Below are 17,639 nucleotides of genomic sequence, written 5' to 3' on the forward strand. Positions count from 1 at the left end.
GTCGGGCTATTCGCTGCAAGTCCTCATTTCGCCTCCGCAAGCTCCGGCTACATTCCGGGCTTTCCGCTACTATCCCTCATGCGGGTTCAGTGCTAGGAAGAGAGTTTGTTTTTATTAGAAAATGGTATTGATTTATTTTATTTAAAAAAAATTTTACGACATAACACTAGTAAAACAAAGGAAATCTATAACCACGTTAGCACCAAAAACATTCAACAAATAAAAAGTCCATTTGACGATTTGTAAGAATATAAATAAATTGTATTTTTGAATAAAATACGCTATTTTTTTATCGGTTATACAACTAATTTTAGATGTATAACCGTTACAGAGTAGCGGGTATAAACAAGTTGGGCGTAATCATAGAAAACCAGAACGTGATGACAAACAATATATTAACAAGATACGCTTGCGAAATTTCTAAAATTGAAAGTTCTAAAGATATTCCTGAATATTTTTGGGTAGGAAATACTATTGACGGTAAAATTCCAATCTTATTGCCATTCAAAAATTCAAAAGGTTTTATTTATGACATTGGAGTTAATGTTGATAATCTAGTAAAAATTCATCAAGCGATGGAATTTTTGGCATTAAAAACTTTATTGAGTTTAAATAACAATTTGTTGAAAGTTGCTGTAATAGATATTGGATTTGGGGCAACATTTCAAAATCTAAAGAAGTTAAACAAAAACAATGTCCCAATTGAATTTATTACTGAACAAAATCAACTTGATAAATTCTTAATTCAAATAACAAATACAGCAAAAGAAATTGAAAGTAATATAATTTCACAGCAAGTTTTAACACACATTTCCGAATTTAATGTTTATTCAAAAGTTCCTAAACCTTATAATTTAATTTTAATACCAAATTTCCCAATTGGCATAAACAATCAACAAATTGAGAAAATAAAAGATTTGATATTGTTTGCGAATAAATGTGGATATATTTTTGTTTTAGGTTTTTTACATTCAGAAGTTAAAAAGTTAACAGAAAAATCTTATAATTCATTTGATTTTAGTGTTTTTCTACAAAATATGCAACGAATAAATATTGTTGTAGAAAATAAAAATGCACTCTACAATATCAGCCCTAATATTATAGAATTAATCGCAAACAGAGGATATAATCATTTACAAATTTCTGAAAATACAATAACTGAAGCAATAAATCTTACAAATTCCAAATATGCAAAAGATGAAAAAACTTTTGAAAACAAAGATTTTTTAAATATTCCTATTGGTTATGATGATAGTGGGAATAGGCATTTTTTCAATTTTGGTTCTACTTCTAAATCTTATCACGCTTTAATTTCGGGAGTAACAGGTTCGGGTAAATCAACACTTCTGAACAATATTTTAACCCAAATTGCAGAAAATTATTCATCTGATGAAATTCGTTTATTTTTGTTTGACTATAAACAAGCAGTAGAGTTTAACAAATTTAGAAATCATCCGAATGTAGAACTTTTACATTTGGATAATAATAATTATGATGTTGCTATTGAAACTTTAAAGACATTTATTAATGAAATAGCGGTAAGAAGCGACTTATTTGTAAAGAGCAAAGTTGATAATATAGAAGACTATACAAGTAAATACAAAATAAAATTAGATAGAAAAATTTTAATAATAGATGAAATTCAAAGAATTTTTAAAACTGACTATAGCAAGGTAAAAGAAGTAAAAGAACTTTTAGAACAAGTTGCTACTCAAGGTAGAAGTTATGGTTTACATCTTATTATTTGCTCACAAACATTTAGAAATATTGATAAGATTTCTGACTTTAGAGGGCAGTTCAATGTTCGTATAGGCTTTAGACACGAGGAAACATTAGATGCAAATGCTTTGGGAATTGATAAAGATTTTATAAATCTGCCATATTATCAAATTTATCATCGTTCACCTTTGGGCATTACTTATGTTCCAAATTTAGATGAAATTTCAAAAACAAGTATTGAACCGAGAATTAAAGCAACTATAGGCAAATTTAAAGTTAATAATAAATTTAAAATTAAAATTATTGAACCCAGTTCAGTGTCTGCAAATACTTCAAGTAGTTCTAATAATTCAGGAATGAAACCTCCAAAAAAAGACAGATTATAATTTATGGATAATTACGAAGACTTAATAAACGGATTAAACTCTCAAGACAGAGAAGTTAAAAACTCAAAGATAATAAACGAGTTCAAAGCATTTTTGAAACTCAATAATAGTGTTTACAATACTTTTGCAGGAGTAAAAGCTGAAATAGACAATATTTTGAACAATCCCATTTCTGTGGACGAAGCGGAGTATTACCACAAACTTTTCCCAAGTTTTTTTGTACATCTTAAAAACATAAAAGCCGATTTAAGTTTTTTTCCAGAATATACTTTTGTGCCAGAATATCAAAAGTTAATTGACAAGCATTATACATTTATAATGCGTGATATGACATTGGCAGAAACAGAAACTTCAAGAAATAAGATTTTACAGTTATTAGAGGAAAATAAACAACAATTACCCAATTATTTAAGAAATCTTGAAATTGAACGACAACAACTAGCCGAAATAGAAAGACAAAAAATTGAAAAGGAAAATAATAAAAGAAGAGAAGAGGAGGAAAAACAACAACGCCAACAACAAGAAGCGTTAAAACAAAGTTTGGCAGAAAAAGAAAGACAGCGTATTCAACAGGAAAATGAAAAAATAAGAGTTGAGAAAGAAAGGCAAAGAATTGAACAAGAAAACGAAAGAAGAAAGATTGAGGAAGAAAATAAGAAAAGAATTGAAGAGCAGCAAAGACAACAAGCAGAGCAGGAAAGGCAACGTATAGCAGAATTAGAGACAAAAAGAACTCAACAGGAAAAAGAACGACAAAAGATAGAAGAAGAAAAAAGAAAACATTTGGAATGGGAGCGAGATTATTTCAATAGTCCAAAATTTATTGATGATATATTTGAAAATTTAAGATTAAATTTTGGTGGTTTAGGTTTCGACCTGAGGGGCAAATCTGAATTAAATGAAATTCCACACACAGTATATTATGATTATCAAAATAGAATTGGAAATCACATAATATATAAATCAGAATTAGAAATTGCTGGAAATAAAATTCAAGTAAAAACAAATAGATTTATCTTTCGCGTATATTTTGAGAAACTTAACTATTTTAGGAAATCCATTTTAGGTGAAAAACCAAATCTTATCAAAGACTATGAAATTACCGATAGTTACTTACCATTCAAATTTAACAAATATGACCTCTACGATTTAAAATATTGTAAAAATGAGGGGAAAATTATTTTTATTTTGAAAAATGGAAACAAATATGAATTACTTGATGAAAGCATAAAACACGGTGCAGCTCCTCCTGTAGAAGCGAATTACGCTCCATTATTTAGAAAATTTAGAGGTTCTTAATTAAACATAAATCAGTATGAGCATATTAATTCCCAAAAAAAGTAAAAGATATTTAGAGGGTTTAAGAAAAGGACAGCGAGCCTACCAAAGAAAAGATATACGAGACCATATGTCTTTTTGGGATGCTATTAAAAGAGCCCTTTGGTCTGAGAGTGAGATAGATGCTTTTGCCAAAGGTTTTTACGAAGGCTACGATGAAGAACTCAAAAGAACGGAGTTCCCTCAAAAAGTAGAAATAATAAATCCACAAGAAAGTGTACCACAAAATAATAACACATCTATGAATCCAAGTGAATTTAAACATCAAATCAAAGTTTTGGAAGAAAACATTGACAGCTTAAAAAACTTCATCAATCAGCTTGAAGAAGATAGTCACGATTATCGTAACAGAATAAACAACTTTGCTGAGCAAGGAATGATTGGAGAATTTTATGAAGAATATTTAGAGAACGGTTTAGAACCAACAAGAAGAATGATAGATGAAGTAATTGATAATATCAGAAATAGAGATATTAAATTACTAAAAGTTCAAATTGATGCCATCAATAAAACACTTGGAAAATAAACTATTACAAATCTTAAACGAATATATTATGCTTCCACTAGAACAACAAAGAGAGCTTTTAGTCAACATAAAAGACTATTTAGAAGAGTTTAATGAATATTTGAACCAAAGAGCCAATAAATATACTGAAGATATAATTGAGGCTTCCAAAGAAAAATGCTTAATTCAAGACTCATTAGACCAATTTAAGAGAAAAAGTATCGACCCATTTTTGAGTGATATTGAAAATCTTAACAAAAAAATAGCCGAAACAGACATCGTCCTTATTGACGAACAAATAAAGAAAATTGACGAATTAATAGATATAATGAACTCATAATCAAGTAAATGACTACGGCCAATCGAGTAGACTGCCCCACTAGAAACTAGCAGGGAGAGCCTCTCACACCACCGAGCATACGGGTCACGTACTCGGCGGTTCGCAAAGAGATGGGTTGAGTTGAATGTAGACTTCCGTTAAGGATTCGTATCCCTTTTGTTTCAAGCGTTTCAAAGTAATAGTTGTTCCTAAAATCGGACTTTGAGCAATCGCCCAACCACCTTTTCGAGTTCTGCTCCACATGTAGGCATGGTCTTGGTCAACCCCCAATCGAATCAGGTTTTTCCTTTTCCTTTCGGGTTTCTTCCAATCGTGCCAGATGCAATACCGCAGTCGGTTGCGTAGCCAACCGTCAATGTCTCGTACTTTTCCCATGATATTGGTTCCTCGAAAATAGTTTAACCATCCTCGTTGGATTTCCTTTATCTTGGTGATACGTTCTTCTAGTTTGGCTGGGGTAGTTTTGCGGGTGATGCTTTTGAGTCGTATCTTTAGGTTTATCCATGCCTTTTCGGCTACTACGAGTTGGTATTGATTCTTACTTCCTTTATTGTAAACGGGCACAAACCCAAAGCCAAGTAACGTAAAGTGAGAGGGTTTTCTAATGCCACTCTTTTCTTTGTTAATGGTTAGTTTGAGCTTGTTCTTGAGGAACTTTTCAATCACTACTCTGGTAGCTTTCGCTTGATTGTGGCTCTTGCAGTAGATACTAAAATCATCAGCGTATCGAACGAATTTATGTCCTCGTCGGGTCATTTCTTTATCCAATTGATGGAGTAAAATGTTCGACAGTAGCGGACTTAAAGGAGAGCCTTGTGGTACACCTTTTCTACGTTTTCGTAGCTTTCCATTGATTTTAATCGGTGCTCGAAGCCATTTGCGAATGAGTTGCATCATGGTTTTGCATTTCACTTTTTGAAATACCAAATTCAATACTAAACAATGGTCAACTTCATCAAAGAAGTTTTTCAGGTCAATATCCACAATGTGGTTCAATCCTGAATGAATGTAGTCCCGTGCTTGTCCAACGGCTTGTCGGGCATTTTTGTTGGGTCTAAATCCAAAACTGTTAGGTTTGAATTCGGGTTCAAATAAAGGTGCGATGCTTTGTGATACCGCTTGTTGCAGTACTCGTTCGCTTGTTGTGGGAACGCCCAGTAAACGGGTTTTTCCGTTTCCCTTTGGAATTTCGATTCCTAGAATGGGTTGAATTTGATAGCTTCCTTGTTTGATTTCCGTTATTAGCTGGTCTTTCTTTTCTGCGAATACCTTGCGGAGTTCTTTTGTGGAAATACCATCAACACCTGCACTACCTTTGTTGGCAATGACGTGTTCCAACGCTTTTTGGAGATTGTAAGGATGTACTACTTTTTCAATCATTTTAGTTTAATCTGTCCCGAATAATTCGGGATTAACCTGTTTTCGTTGAATAAGGCTACTATGTGTTCCTTTAATCATTGAAAACCTCTCTACGTTCAGTCCTTCCTTGTTTGTGAGTCCTATGCGGTGTCTATTCGCACCTCGTTGCTTTCAAGTACTATGACCTCTGCTGACTTCTCTTTGTGACTAACTCGTAATCTAAGAGACCTCCCCTGGTAACCGCTTTTTCCTTCCTCCAATGCCTGCGTCATCTACAAATTAAAGTTTTGGTAACCTTTGGACGTTGCGTTGCTGTGGACGCTTATCCGCTTTAACTTGCCTCTTATGACGTTTCTGTTTGTCAGTACCGGATTTTGTAGTCCTGCTTCCTTCAGTGCATACCTCACGATAAACCACCTTGCAGCTTACTATACCTTCGAAACGTTACTCTCGCGGTTAAGGGACTCACACCCTCTGGAAAAATAACACCCCGAGAATTAGTTTTTGTAATCCAAATTTGTATTTTTGAACTATTTGAAAAGCTTTCGGGGTGTGTCCTGCGGATGCAGGGCACACACATCGGCTATAGTTCACTGCTACGTAGTTTTACTTTCGGAAAAACTACGCATCCGTGAATGGTTGGTGATTATTTATTAACTTTATTACTTAACCAACGCAGCGAGCTATAGCCGAGGAACGTTATGCCTAATTATAAAAGACAATGATGAATAGAAAATTACTGACAATAATATCGATTGGATTAATACTATTTCTGTTAGTCTCATTTAGTACAAAATTGACAACAAAATTCAATTTCAATATTGATGAATGTACAAAGAAAAACGAAGTAGAAGAATTTAAAAAAGCTTATTTCCCATTTGAATTTAAAAATTACTCTACAGTAAGTTTATTAAAGCATTTCAAACAAGGTATTGAAGTTGATAGCATATTATTCGAAGCAAAAGAATATGAAGGAGAAATAGCATACAAAATTTTCAAGTACAAATTAAATGACTCATATATATCCTTCTTAGTTAAAGATGAAAGTGAATATTTCTATTTAATAAAAGCAGAGATAAAGCAAGATTTATTTAAACCAAAAAATGGTTGTGAAATTGGAATTAAAACAAAGCCTTTTCATAAATTAGTTAAATCTGAATTGACAAACTGTAATCCATTCTACTTGTCAGAAGGTGATTTAGAAACGCTTTATCAATTTAATTTTATTAAAGGGAGATTACAATCTATAAACATAAACATTTCCCCTGATTACGATAAATTTGAAAACAACATTGAAGGTAAAATTAATCATAACAAAACTGATGACAATATACTTTCCCAGTATGTCCGATTTACAAAAGAACTTTACATTAAAGCCCAAAACATAAGTGGTCTAAGTGATAAGGAAATTGATAGTATTATGTATGAACAAAATGGATTATCAATTACTGTATTTGGAGAAGATATTAACCATTCACCAGATTCAGTTCTAAAATTTTTTACTATTACAGAAGAAGGTTGCGGAGCATATTGCAATGACGACCAGACGACTTGGATTCATTACAAAACAAATAAAGACAGAATTGTAGTAAGAAGAGTTGGTATCTGACATCCTAAAAACATCTTTAAGATTGAAAATGGAAAATATTTAATAATCGGTGTATCATCCGGAAGACCTGCGTCAGTATTAACAGTGTATTGTAACGGTGCTTATTTAATAGACTTAAATGACCAATCAATTAAAATTCAAGACGTATTTTCATTCTGCCAAGAGAATGGTGTGTTTCTTGACAATGAACAAGAACCGTATATTAAATACAATGAAATGGAGAAAAAACTGTATTACTTGTTCGGAAATAATTATGCGTACAGTCAAGGAATTAATGTTGATACTATCCGACAAGGAACTTTCAACTATACAAATGGAAAGTTTCAACACGAAAAAGAATTTATAACTGTAAACAACTATGACGAATAAAATAACTAGGCATAACATCACCTACCCAAAAGTGGCGGTTCAGTGGTTAAATCAAGCTTTGTGCTTCTATCAAAGTTTCTGCTTGGCTAGACAATGAAGTGCTTCGAAATCGCCACCTTTGGTTTGACAAACGTTTATCTGTAATATAAAGAACACTTTAAACAATTAGATATGTGGAAAATTAAAATACTGATACTACTCATATTATTTCTAAAAGTAAATTTTGCATTTTCGCAATATAGCTACAGTTATTCTTTTGCTTTTAAGCTATACAATAATGATGAAATTGTAGATGTAAGTAAATTTTGTAATGAATTTACATTTGCAAATGTATATGGACACAAGTTCAAGTTGTGTAAAAATAATAGCGAATTTGGATTATCTTATGACCCTGTAAACGCTATATATTATGCTCATATAAGTTCAATTGGTTCAAGATTTTCAATTGCTCTATATTATAAAGATGAAATTATGACTCTTTTCTTCCCTTTTGACGAATCACATCCTTCATATTATTTCGACAGGTTGGATTTTAAAACCGGTGATTTCCTATTTGATCTGAATGATGAAAATCTTAGTAACATAAAAATAGCAAAGGATACAAAAGAATTTTTAAAGGTAGAAAGCATAGATTATATCAAATTAAGTAAACTTTTTATCGAAAGTAACTACGTGGGACAAGACAAAATATATAAGTGACAAGTAAAAGTACTACAGCTAACAGCTAGTAAACGCCATTGCTGTTTTAGTGTATAATCACGAGTATTTTCCATAACTTTGTTTTCGTTGACGGAGCTGTTTCAGGTTCAAATTCCGCAACGACCGTCTACAAGCAAAACGTCATAAGTCATTTTAAAAAACCGACACGACAATCATATGAGTTACAGAAAATTTTTAGACGATTGGTCAAAAAAGTATTTACGAAATACTGACATAAACTTTACTGAGCAGACAACTGAAGAACAGTGGGCAGTAATTAGGGACAATTGGATTATTAACAAACGCTATAAGGAGCTAATAACTTTCATTGTTGAAAATTGGGACTCTGGAAATTGCGATGACTTTAGCAGACCATTTAGCAAACACCTTATAAATAACAAGGAACTTAACTATTACAAAAGACTTTGGAAAGGAATAATTAGAAATCGTCTTGACAAACTTTGGCCTGATTATGATTATCTGAAACAAGAACTTCCAATGTTAACAATTGAAAAGATAAAAAATGTTGACATTAGCGGTTATAATCAATTTTCAGCAGATGAAAGCATTGAAAGAACAGTAGCTTGGAGACAATTATATATAGTTGATGGCATCAATGAATTTATTGAAGGGCTTAAAATTCTTAATGACAACGAAGAAATTGACAGGCAAACTACTTTGCTTAGAATAGTTTCAAATCTTGAGAAGCCCAAACACAAACCCACAACTGACAAAAGAAAAATTGATGAGAATTTGTTTTGGCAATTAATTAACGATACAAGAAAAATATCTACTGACCAATATAATTTCATTGACAACTTAAAATCTACCTTAGAAGCATTTAACCCAAAAGAAATGAGAAACTTTGACAAGTTATTAAATACAAAAGTAAACGAGCTAAATACTTGGGAACATTGGGCATTAGCTTATATTGTTAGACGTGGTTGTGGAGATGATGAGTTTGACTATTTCAAAGTTTGGGCTGTTTCCAAAGGGAAAGATGCATTTGAATCGATTAAAGAAATAGACGAAAATCAACTCTTTACAATTTTTGACGAAGACCCACAACTTGAAGAATTGTATTATTTAGCAGAGCAAGTTTATGAAGACAAGACTACTGACCTAATGGCACCTGTAAGAGTAAAAGTAAGTGAATTGACTGGAAAACGTTGGGACGAAGATAAAATTTATCAAACTTTTCCGAAACTATGCAAACTATTTAATTATGACTAACAAAAGAAAAAACTGCTGAAAATGAAACAGTTAATTTGGAAATTAATTTTACCTTTATCATTAATATCATTTATCATATTTAGAAAATGGTGGTATGTCTTTCCTGTTGATGGACCAGAATCTATGATGTCTGGATTTCCGTTTCCATACGTTTGTGATGGTTGGTTTACGTCAATGTCTAATCAATTTTTTTTGATGGAAATGATTATTGATATATTAGTACATTTTATGTTTTGGTTTTTGTTAATATTATTTATTAATAGATTTGCCAAAATAAAAATGCCGAAAATTTTAACTGCTGTATTAATGATATTTAATGTAATGATTTTGTGCTGTTTTATTTTCATTGTAACTATGCCAGAAAATGTTTTTAAAATGAAACGAGATTTTGATGTAGAAATTAAAAAGACTGGATACAATTTTATTTGGGAAAATACACAAAGACCAAAGAATGAAATAGATATTGAAAGGAATATTGAGTAATAAAAACGGCTTAGAGTAGCATATACCCAAAAGTGACGTTTAAGTTGTTAAATCAAGCTTTGTACTTCTACCAAAGTTTGTACTTGGCTGACAATGAAGTGTTTCGAAATCGCCACCTTCGGGTAGCTGCTAACCTTTACAGGCAACCGTTTGACAACACGACATCGCAATTTGACAATTAAGAAAATACGATAGAAAAATGAAAATTATTATTACAATCATTTTGACCACATTAACCTTAACTGTTTTTTCTCAACAAACAGACAGTCTTTACATTCCTTCAAACTCATTTGACAAGGAATACCATAAATCAAACCCGACCTTGACATACAGCTACGATAATAATTCACAAACTCATAACTATTCAAATAATTGGGATTTTGACAAAGACGGAATAAAAGACGAATTATATTTTGTCGGGACGAGTGGTGCTCACTTGTACTATTATTTAAAAGTGATTTTAAGCTCAGATAAAAAAACACGAGAGTTTAATTTCGTTCAATTAGACTTTCCTATTCTAACAGCTACTGATACTTTAGACATTGAAAAAACACCAATTGGTTTTATAGTAGCAGACTTAGGTCAAAACTTGACGACAACAATAATCGTTAGACTTGACGACCAATCATATTTCGCAAATAAAAAAATATTGGCTGACAAGAAAATAAAGACAAGAAATGTTGTTATTAGCTTTGAAAATGGAAAGACAGAATACGGGAGCCTATAACAGCACCTACCCAAAAGTGGCGGTTCATTGGTTAAATCAAGCTTTGTGCTTTTATCAAAGTTTCTGCTTGGTTGACAGTGAAGTGCTTCTAAATCGCCACCTTCGGGTAGCTGCGAAACGTTATAATCCAAAAGAGGATTTGATATTAGTAAAATTCCAAAACTTTTCAAAAATATTTTTATATTATTTCCAAATGACTGGATTATTTCATGATCCAGAAAAGTGGGTTGATGCTAGTAAAATCCTAAAAACTTTTTTCAAAAGTTTTGGGATTTTTTTATGTCTAAAATTTTCTCAAGCGAGCTTGGAAAATCATAAGCATTAAAAAATCCCTTGAGCAAAGCTCAAGAGATTTTACTGTCGGGATGACTGGATTCGAACCAGCGACCCCTAGCACCCCATGCTAGTAAGCTACCAGGCTGCTCTACATCCCGAAAAGTGATGGCAAAAGTAATGGTTTGAAATAAATATCACAATACATTCAAAAAAAATGTGTCTTTTTTCTTTCGCTTAATAATTTGTCTATATTTGATAAAAACATTTCCTTTTATGTCTGAATTTGAAAAACAATATCAAACAATACTCGATTATTTAAATTTTGAGGACTATCCTTTAGTAACGAAACGAATAATCGATTTAACATTAGACACAGAAGATGTTGAATTTTATACGTCAACATTGAATTTCTTGGATTATTTAGATCAAAATCCTCCTTCAGAAGAGCTAAAAATTAGATTTAAAACAATTCTTACTCAACTCTATGAAAAATTAAAAAGTAAACCTGTACATACTAAAGAACTGTTGGTTTCTTGTGATGAAGTCGTCAAAAGCTACGATTCAAACGGGTTTGCTTTGGGACCAATATCACTTAAAATTCACCAAGGAGAAATAATCGGACTGGTAGGCGAAAACGGAAACGGAAAAACAACCCTACTCAGAACGCTTTGCGGCGAATTAAAAAATACATCCGGAAATTTAGTTTATCATTTTCCTCATACTGATTTATATGATTTACGAACAAAATTAGTCTACATTCCGCAACGGACCGAAACTTGGTATGGTTCGATGTTTGAAAATCTTCAATTTACGGCTACACACTATGGCTACAAACCGCAAGAAAACGAGTTGGTGGTAGAACTCGTTATTGCTCGATTAGGACTAAGAAAATTCAGAAATCATAAATGGAAAGATTTATCTTCGGGTTACAAAATGCGATTTGAATTAGCCAGATTATTGCTGAGAAAATCAAAAATTCTTTTAATTGATGAACCGTTGGCAAACCTTGATATTCTTGCTCAACAAACAATTTTAGAGGATTTCAAAGCCATTGCAAAATCTCCTTTTAGACCACTTGGAATTGTTTTAAGTTCGCAACAATTATATGAAGTTGAAAAAACTTCCGATCAAGTGATTTTCCTTAAAAATGGAAAGCAGAAGAATTTACATAATGAAACGGAAAATACTGAGTCGAAGAAATTAAATTTTATAGTAGAATTTGAATCAAGTTGGTCTCAAAATGAATTGAATACGTTATTCAATAACCATAAGGTAACCTCTTTACAGTTTAATGGAAGTGCGTACATTGCTGAGTTTTCAGATGATTTTACCTCTTTTGATTTTTTAAAAATAGTTCATGAAAATCAAGTTCAATTAAACTATTATCGTGATATAACTCACTCAACTAGAAGATTCTTTCTAACATAATTCTTATACAGATGTTTAAAAAATTTCAATCTGATTTACTGATAAAAAATCCTTTGATTTGGAATACAAGAATAATTCCTTTCACTATTCTACTATTAGTTTTTAATTTAATTTTTTTTCTGGTTGGTTATAATCACGGGATGATTGATTTTCAAAACCAACAAGATTATCATTACAATTTTTTAGAGCCAATTGTTGTTATTTTCAGTATACTAACATCATTATTGGTTTTTATAAGTTGGGCAATATTTTACTTCAAAAATAATGCTTTCAAATCGTTTTACCCCAAAAGTGGTCTGTCCATTTTTAAAGAATGGTTATTGATTCTAGTAATTTGTTCATTGAACTTAGCTTACATTCCTACCTATTTTTACGCTAAAGATTTTCGGGCACGAAATTATTTTGAAAAATCTGAATTAGAAGGACGATGTGATATCATCAGTAAGGCAAGCATCTTTTTGGATGGCCCTTTTCTAGAGGGTTATCATATTGATGTACAAGATGAAAAAGGAGAATGGAAACAAATTTACCGCGATTCATTTGACTACAACAATCGAAAATACTCATTAAAGTCGTTAATTAATAAAGGTTATACCAGTTTTTCTTTAAATGATCATAAAAAGGATTCCTTAAATATCAATCAGGTAAAAAAATGGATGGTCAATAATCAGCAGGATTCTATCAAAAAATTGATGGCTGATTACTTCAAAATTATTAATGAACATGAGTTAAAATCGAATATTAATACTGAGCAATGGTTTAAATTTGTTTATGATTACCCTGAGTTTACAAATTATATTACTGTAGGGAAAAGGCAAGTTGTTGAAGATTATTATTTAAACGATTATTATGATGATGAAGTAGTTGAAACGGCAAAATACATTGATAGTTCGGTAGTTTATAATTCACATGAGAATATTTATGATACAATTTCATTCGATCATAAATTTAAAAACGGCATTAAATATCTATACTATAAGCACTATATTAATTCTAAATCTTTGGAAAATTCCTATGACAAAATTTCGAGATCATGGATAGATCCTTCGGTTGATTATCAATTTATTATTGTTTATTTATACATCTCTTTAGGAATCTCATTACTATTTTTCACATTTAAATTTACGTCCGGTAGAAGTTGGCTTATCAGCGTTATTACGACGATCACTTTAGGTATTATACTTGGGGTTTTATTTTCTTTCCGTATATCAACTACAACACGATTTGGAATTGTGATAGCAATTATCATTGCCTTGCTTGCCTATTTCACATTTATTTTAAAAAAGAATGAAACAAAGAAAACCTCGGCAATTGTTTTAAATCTATTGGTTTGGTATTTACCCATTCTACTAGTAATGATTTACTTTTTAATGATTGAAATTTTAAAAATTAACGAAGGTTATTATGATGTTGAATATGAAAAAAGAACGTATGAAAACTTCCCTTTAATCGAAAATTTAGAGTCATTTGCGATGTCATTTCACAGTTTAAACTTAATAATTACAATAATTTACATGTTTTTCATTTCCAAATTCGTACGAAAATGGAAAGGAATTCCAGAATCATAAAAATTAATTAATAATGAAAAAATTGTTTTTTATATTGGTGTTTATGAATTTTTCGATTGGCTATTCACAATCCGAAACTACCATCTACTTCATTCGCCACGCCGAAAAAGCGGATAGTTCGCCAAATCCTGAACTTTCAGAAGAAGGCATTAAAAGATCCGTTCGTTGGACAAAACTTTTTGAAAAAATACACATTGATGTTTTTTACACCACGTTAACCCGCAGAACACAAATGACGTGCAGCACAGTTGCTACATCCAAACAAAAAGACATACTATTTTATGATCATAAGAAATTTACTGTTCAAGAAATCATCGCCAAACACTCCGGAAAAATAATTTTGGTGGTGGGTCACAGTAATACAATCTCGCAACAAATCAATGATTTTTTAGGCGAAGAAATCTACCAACAAATTGATGAAAATGAATTCGGTAATCTTTATACAATAACTGTGAAAGGTGATAGAATTGAACACAAACTTACTCATCACAATTAAAGATACCTGCTAAAGTAATTTAGCCACGAATTACACGAATTTACACAAACAACTCGTGCAAATTCTTGTAATTCGTGGCTGTTTTTTATCTATAAAGTTTGATTTTTTATTGAACGGCAGTTAACGCATTAATAATTCCATGACCAAATTGTGAATTTTTGGTTGGATAAAATTGCGAGGATTGTTTCATTTTTGTCAACACTTGAGCTTTTGTCCACGTTGGATTTTTTGCCCAAACTAAAGCCGCAATTCCTGCTGTTGTTGCCGTTGCCACCGATGAACCACCCACATAATCCGCTTGATTGTTGTAGTAACTCAACACCGGAACTTTGTTTCCGGTTCCGGCACGTTCCATCATAATGGTGAAATCAATTTCGCTTCCGCTGTGGCAAACATCACATTTTTGATAAGTTGATGCTTCTTTGATTCCGGTAACAGCAACGGTTTCAGACATCCAAGCCGGAAAAATTACACCTACAAAATTCGTAAACGAAGTTGATGTTCCGCCGGCACAAAAAATTAATTTCCCTCTGTTGTTGGCATATCGAACTCCGTCTTCTATTTTTCCAACCGAAAAAATGTGTCCCATTGACATTGAAATAATTTTTACATCCGTACGATTTCCTAAGGCTGTAAATGCATTTTTTACACCGTTTTGCTCATGATAACCATTCAACACCACATCGGAAGAAGCACGATATGAAACTAAATTAGCATTATACGCAACTCCAACAGGCAAACCTGAATTATTTCGAGGAGCAGTTGCCACAGATGCCATACTTGTACCATGACTACATAAATCATTCACACCATCTGTTGAAGTTGACCAAGGCCAAATAGAATCGACATACGTTCCATATTTTTGCACAAAACGACCAGAAGATTGCCCTGTGTTAAAACTACCGTTCATTAATGATTGTTGTGGAGATAAACCGGTATCAACCACTCCGATTGTTACGCCGCTTCCTGAAGTTAAACTCCACGCAGCCGGAATATTGTGTTTGTAAAAAGCCCAAGGAACTCTTGCGTTTGGCGTAACCGTAGTGAAATCGGCTGTACTTATTGTTGATGAACTGTAGCCACAACCTGAACTGGACATGGTTTGATAACCTTCTTCACTTTGCGGAGCTTCGTGAGTAAAATAACGATAATCAGCAGGCTCAACATAACGAACGTAGCGATTTCTACGAAGAGCTTCTAAGGTTTCTTGTTTGGTGATTCTGACATCGATTAAATTTAAAAACGGATCTTCATACATTACTAAATCTTCGGTTTGTTCGGTTTCGTAACGTTTAATCAAATTTATAATTTCCGTTTGCATTTGAGTAGCTGCATTAGATTGCGAACGATCAAAATCATCTGCATTTCTACCAAAACCAATAGTAACTAAATTGTTTCCTTTTAACACAGCACTCCACAACATGTGCGTACTTGCTTCTTTCCAATAAAACTTTTTACCGTTCTGATTAAATGAGTTGATTTTGTCATTAATCTGACGGGCTGTTAAAGGTTCTTGCTGATTTTCGATGGTAATTAATTCTTCTTTAAAATCTTCTTCTTTTGAACAAGAAGCAAAAACCAACAATGCGAAAACTGAAATTCTGAATAATTTTTTTGTCATACTATTACTTTTTTAGCTTGTGTAGTACGAATATAATAATAAAATAGTTCAAAATTTAAAAAGTTAATAAAAAAGGTTGATGCTTGCACACCAACCTGATTCATTTTTAAAAAACGTGTAATAAACCAATTATTTTATTAGAATTTCATCCCGAAACCTATTCCAACAATCCAAGGATTAATTTCTACTTCTGCAGGAATAACAAGTCCCGCTGCTAAATTTGTAGCATCAACGGTAACATCTGTTTTTAAGAATAACCGTTTTACGTCAAAGTTTACAAAAAATGTATCGTCAAACATAACATCAAAACCAATTTGAGCCGCAAAACCAATTGCATTATCATATTCAATATCTTTGACAACATCACCTTCTTTTACATTATAAAACAAGGTATAATTGATACCGGCTCCCACATACGGTTTAAATTTTTTCTCTTTTAAGGGAAAAAAGTGATACTGAGCAGTTAAAGTAGGGGGCAAAAGCATTACACTTCCTAAATCTACATCAAAACTTGTTGGCCCGCCAATAGCTGAAATATCTGAGCCAACTGTGTGAACGTCATGTTTTGTTGTACCTAAAATTAATTCGGCTGCAAAGTTTTTTGTAAAGAAATAAGTAAAATCTAATTCCGGAACAATAGCGTTAGAAATAGATACGTCTCCACCGATAATACCAATTTTGGCACTCTCATTTGGCATAACACCAATACCTCTTAACCTTACTTGCCATTTTTTAAAATCACTACTTTTTTCTTCTTGAGCTTGTGAAACCGTAGTCATTAGTAATGACATTGCAAATAATGCAAAAACTATTTTTTTCATTTTTTTGTTTGTTAAAATTACAGTTCAAAAATAATTTTAACAAAAAATTCAAATACTGATAAAAATCATTTATCAAAAATTATTTCTGAAGTAATAAAATTAAAGTTTTTGTAAATTTTGTTCATACATTTGCATTCCTATGCAAAAAATGATTAACATACTAAATAAAAGAGCTAAATTTGATTATGAAATTTTGGAACGATATGATGCCGGGATTGTTTTAACCGGTACCGAAATAAAATCGATTCGATTGGGAAAAGCTTCGATAACAGAAAGCTTTTGTGAATTTCATAATGGTGAACTATTTGTGATTAACTCACAAGTAGAAGAATATTTGTATGGTACACACTACAACCACAAAGCCAAAAGCGAACGCAAACTTTTATTGAACAAAAAAGAATTGAAAAGCTTAGAAAAAAGTATGCAAAACAAAGGCTTAACCATTGTTCCATTGCGACTTTACATCAACGAAAAAGGATATGCCAAAATGGAAATTGCTCTTTGTCGTGGAAAGAAAAACTATGACAAACGCGAAACCATTAAAGACAGAGACACCAAACGCGACATTGATCGGGTGAAGAAAAGCTTTTAAATTATTTTTTTTAAATTTTAGTACAACCTACTTTATGTGATTTCTCCTTCGTCCTTTAGATTTGTTTTTA

The 17,639-nt window shown here is 32.0% G+C and carries 18 protein-coding genes and 1 tRNA gene; 15 read left to right on the top strand and 4 right to left on the bottom strand.

Annotated elements, in window-relative coordinates; translation table 11 throughout:
• The first annotated feature begins 380 nt into the window (after positions 1 to 380).
• From M0M57_RS00475 to M0M57_RS00490, 4 genes are read left to right on the top strand one after another with little or no spacing between them, the layout of a single operon-like run.
• A complete protein-coding gene (locus M0M57_RS00475; RefSeq protein ID WP_248434378.1) occupies positions 381 to 2,105 on the top strand; it encodes an FtsK/SpoIIIE domain-containing protein in 1,725 nt (574 codons plus the stop codon).
• A gap of 3 nt (positions 2,106 to 2,108) precedes the next feature.
• Positions 2,109 to 3,404: a hypothetical protein gene (locus tag M0M57_RS00480; RefSeq protein ID WP_248434380.1), complete on the top strand. Its 1,296-nt coding sequence runs from the start codon at positions 2,109 to 2,111 to the stop codon at positions 3,402 to 3,404.
• A 16-nt stretch (positions 3,405 to 3,420) separates the two neighbouring features.
• A complete protein-coding gene (locus M0M57_RS00485) occupies positions 3,421 to 3,969 on the top strand; it encodes a hypothetical protein (RefSeq protein ID WP_248434382.1) in 549 nt (182 codons plus the stop codon).
• A gap of 28 nt (positions 3,970 to 3,997) precedes the next feature.
• On the top strand, positions 3,998 to 4,288 hold the full coding sequence (locus M0M57_RS00490) for a hypothetical protein (protein WP_248434384.1): 291 nt from the start codon (positions 3,998 to 4,000) through the stop codon (positions 4,286 to 4,288).
• An 84-nt stretch (positions 4,289 to 4,372) separates the two neighbouring features.
• Here M0M57_RS00490 and ltrA read toward each other — a convergent pair whose 3' ends face one another.
• Positions 4,373 to 5,668: a group II intron reverse transcriptase/maturase gene (ltrA, locus tag M0M57_RS00495; protein ID WP_248433711.1), complete on the bottom strand. Its 1,296-nt coding sequence runs from the start codon at positions 5,666 to 5,668 to the stop codon at positions 4,373 to 4,375.
• Positions 5,669 to 6,443: 775 nt separating this feature from the next.
• Between ltrA and M0M57_RS00500 the strand changes: the two genes are divergently transcribed.
• The 7 genes from M0M57_RS00500 to M0M57_RS00530 all read left to right on the top strand — a co-directional run bounded on the left by M0M57_RS00500 (position 6,444) and on the right by M0M57_RS00530 (position 11,092).
• Entirely contained in the window at positions 6,444 to 7,256 is an 813-nt protein-coding gene (locus tag M0M57_RS00500) for a hypothetical protein (protein WP_248434386.1), read from the top strand.
• Positions 7,257 to 7,472: 216 nt separating this feature from the next.
• On the top strand, positions 7,473 to 7,625 hold the full coding sequence (locus M0M57_RS00505; protein ID WP_248434388.1) for a hypothetical protein: 153 nt from the start codon (positions 7,473 to 7,475) through the stop codon (positions 7,623 to 7,625).
• 171 nt (positions 7,626 to 7,796) lie between these two features.
• On the top strand, positions 7,797 to 8,324 hold the full coding sequence (locus tag M0M57_RS00510; RefSeq protein WP_248434390.1) for a hypothetical protein: 528 nt from the start codon (positions 7,797 to 7,799) through the stop codon (positions 8,322 to 8,324).
• A gap of 177 nt (positions 8,325 to 8,501) precedes the next feature.
• Complete coding sequence (locus M0M57_RS00515) at positions 8,502 to 9,557, top strand: DUF4240 domain-containing protein (RefSeq protein WP_248434392.1); 1,056 nt, start codon at positions 8,502 to 8,504, stop codon at positions 9,555 to 9,557.
• A gap of 21 nt (positions 9,558 to 9,578) precedes the next feature.
• Positions 9,579 to 10,040: a hypothetical protein gene (locus M0M57_RS00520; RefSeq protein ID WP_248434394.1), complete on the top strand. Its 462-nt coding sequence runs from the start codon at positions 9,579 to 9,581 to the stop codon at positions 10,038 to 10,040.
• A 199-nt stretch (positions 10,041 to 10,239) separates the two neighbouring features.
• Complete coding sequence (locus M0M57_RS00525; protein WP_248434396.1) at positions 10,240 to 10,767, top strand: hypothetical protein; 528 nt, start codon at positions 10,240 to 10,242, stop codon at positions 10,765 to 10,767.
• A complete protein-coding gene (locus tag M0M57_RS00530) occupies positions 10,739 to 11,092 on the top strand; it encodes a hypothetical protein (protein ID WP_248434398.1) in 354 nt (117 codons plus the stop codon). Before M0M57_RS00525 ends, M0M57_RS00530 begins: the two co-directional genes overlap by 29 nt.
• 35 nt (positions 11,093 to 11,127) lie before the next feature.
• Here the strand turns inward: M0M57_RS00530 and M0M57_RS00535 are convergent.
• Positions 11,128 to 11,201: transfer RNA gene (locus M0M57_RS00535), tRNA-Pro, on the bottom strand.
• A 115-nt stretch (positions 11,202 to 11,316) separates the two neighbouring features.
• Here M0M57_RS00535 and M0M57_RS00540 point away from each other — a divergent pair.
• From M0M57_RS00540 to M0M57_RS00550, 3 genes are read left to right on the top strand one after another with little or no spacing between them, the layout of a single operon-like run.
• Entirely contained in the window at positions 11,317 to 12,471 is a 1,155-nt protein-coding gene (locus tag M0M57_RS00540; RefSeq protein WP_248434400.1) for an ABC transporter ATP-binding protein, read from the top strand.
• 11 nt (positions 12,472 to 12,482) lie between these two features.
• Positions 12,483 to 14,039 (top strand): hypothetical protein, encoded by a 1,557-nt coding sequence (locus M0M57_RS00545; protein ID WP_248434402.1) that lies wholly within the window; start codon positions 12,483 to 12,485, stop codon positions 14,037 to 14,039.
• 13 nt (positions 14,040 to 14,052) lie between these two features.
• A complete protein-coding gene (locus M0M57_RS00550) occupies positions 14,053 to 14,535 on the top strand; it encodes a phosphoglycerate mutase family protein (RefSeq protein ID WP_248434403.1) in 483 nt (160 codons plus the stop codon).
• 106 nt (positions 14,536 to 14,641) lie between these two features.
• Here M0M57_RS00550 and M0M57_RS00555 read toward each other — a convergent pair whose 3' ends face one another.
• Both M0M57_RS00555 and M0M57_RS00560 read right to left on the bottom strand, forming a co-directional pair.
• Complete coding sequence (locus M0M57_RS00555) at positions 14,642 to 16,156, bottom strand: S8 family peptidase (protein WP_248434405.1); 1,515 nt, start codon at positions 16,154 to 16,156, stop codon at positions 14,642 to 14,644.
• Between the two features lie 137 nt (positions 16,157 to 16,293).
• Positions 16,294 to 16,977 carry an OmpW/AlkL family protein gene (locus tag M0M57_RS00560; protein ID WP_248434407.1) on the bottom strand — a complete coding sequence of 228 codons (684 nt, stop codon included), beginning with the start codon at positions 16,975 to 16,977 and terminating at the stop codon, positions 16,294 to 16,296.
• A gap of 139 nt (positions 16,978 to 17,116) precedes the next feature.
• Between M0M57_RS00560 and smpB the strand changes: the two genes are divergently transcribed.
• Complete coding sequence (gene smpB, locus M0M57_RS00565) at positions 17,117 to 17,569, top strand: SsrA-binding protein SmpB (RefSeq protein WP_248434409.1); 453 nt, start codon at positions 17,117 to 17,119, stop codon at positions 17,567 to 17,569.
• Positions 17,570 to 17,639: the final 70 nt, after the last annotated feature.

The organism is Flavobacterium azooxidireducens, from assembly GCF_023195775.1.
Classification (GTDB): Bacteria; Bacteroidota; Bacteroidia; order Flavobacteriales; family Flavobacteriaceae; genus Flavobacterium; species Flavobacterium azooxidireducens.

What these genes read in the sequence shown, in the direction of transcription:
- M0M57_RS00515 (WP_248434392.1), top strand. Translation starts at nt 8,502, where the DNA reads ATGAGTTACAGAAAATTTTTAGACGATTGGTCAAAAAAGTATTTACGA.
- M0M57_RS00540 (WP_248434400.1), top strand. Translation starts at nt 11,317, where the DNA reads ATGTCTGAATTTGAAAAACAATATCAAACAATACTCGATTATTTAAAT.
- smpB (WP_248434409.1), top strand. Translation starts at nt 17,117, where the DNA reads ATGCAAAAAATGATTAACATACTAAATAAAAGAGCTAAATTTGATTAT.
- M0M57_RS00505 (WP_248434388.1), top strand. Translation starts at nt 7,473, where the DNA reads ATGGAGAAAAAACTGTATTACTTGTTCGGAAATAATTATGCGTACAGT.
- M0M57_RS00520 (WP_248434394.1), top strand. Translation starts at nt 9,579, where the DNA reads ATGAAACAGTTAATTTGGAAATTAATTTTACCTTTATCATTAATATCA.
- M0M57_RS00485 (WP_248434382.1), top strand. Translation starts at nt 3,421, where the DNA reads ATGAGCATATTAATTCCCAAAAAAAGTAAAAGATATTTAGAGGGTTTA.
- M0M57_RS00475 (WP_248434378.1), top strand. Translation starts at nt 381, where the DNA reads ATGACAAACAATATATTAACAAGATACGCTTGCGAAATTTCTAAAATT.
- M0M57_RS00530 (WP_248434398.1), top strand. Translation starts at nt 10,739, where the DNA reads ATGGAAAGACAGAATACGGGAGCCTATAACAGCACCTACCCAAAAGTG.
- M0M57_RS00555 (WP_248434405.1), bottom strand. Translation starts at nt 16,156, where the DNA reads ATGACAAAAAAATTATTCAGAATTTCAGTTTTCGCATTGTTGGTTTTT.
- M0M57_RS00480 (WP_248434380.1), top strand. Translation starts at nt 2,109, where the DNA reads ATGGATAATTACGAAGACTTAATAAACGGATTAAACTCTCAAGACAGA.
- ltrA (WP_248433711.1), bottom strand. Translation starts at nt 5,668, where the DNA reads ATGATTGAAAAAGTAGTACATCCTTACAATCTCCAAAAAGCGTTGGAA.
- M0M57_RS00525 (WP_248434396.1), top strand. Translation starts at nt 10,240, where the DNA reads ATGAAAATTATTATTACAATCATTTTGACCACATTAACCTTAACTGTT.
- M0M57_RS00550 (WP_248434403.1), top strand. Translation starts at nt 14,053, where the DNA reads ATGAAAAAATTGTTTTTTATATTGGTGTTTATGAATTTTTCGATTGGC.
- M0M57_RS00560 (WP_248434407.1), bottom strand. Translation starts at nt 16,977, where the DNA reads ATGAAAAAAATAGTTTTTGCATTATTTGCAATGTCATTACTAATGACT.
- M0M57_RS00510 (WP_248434390.1), top strand. Translation starts at nt 7,797, where the DNA reads ATGTGGAAAATTAAAATACTGATACTACTCATATTATTTCTAAAAGTA.
- M0M57_RS00490 (WP_248434384.1), top strand. Translation starts at nt 3,998, where the DNA reads ATGCTTCCACTAGAACAACAAAGAGAGCTTTTAGTCAACATAAAAGAC.
- M0M57_RS00545 (WP_248434402.1), top strand. Translation starts at nt 12,483, where the DNA reads ATGTTTAAAAAATTTCAATCTGATTTACTGATAAAAAATCCTTTGATT.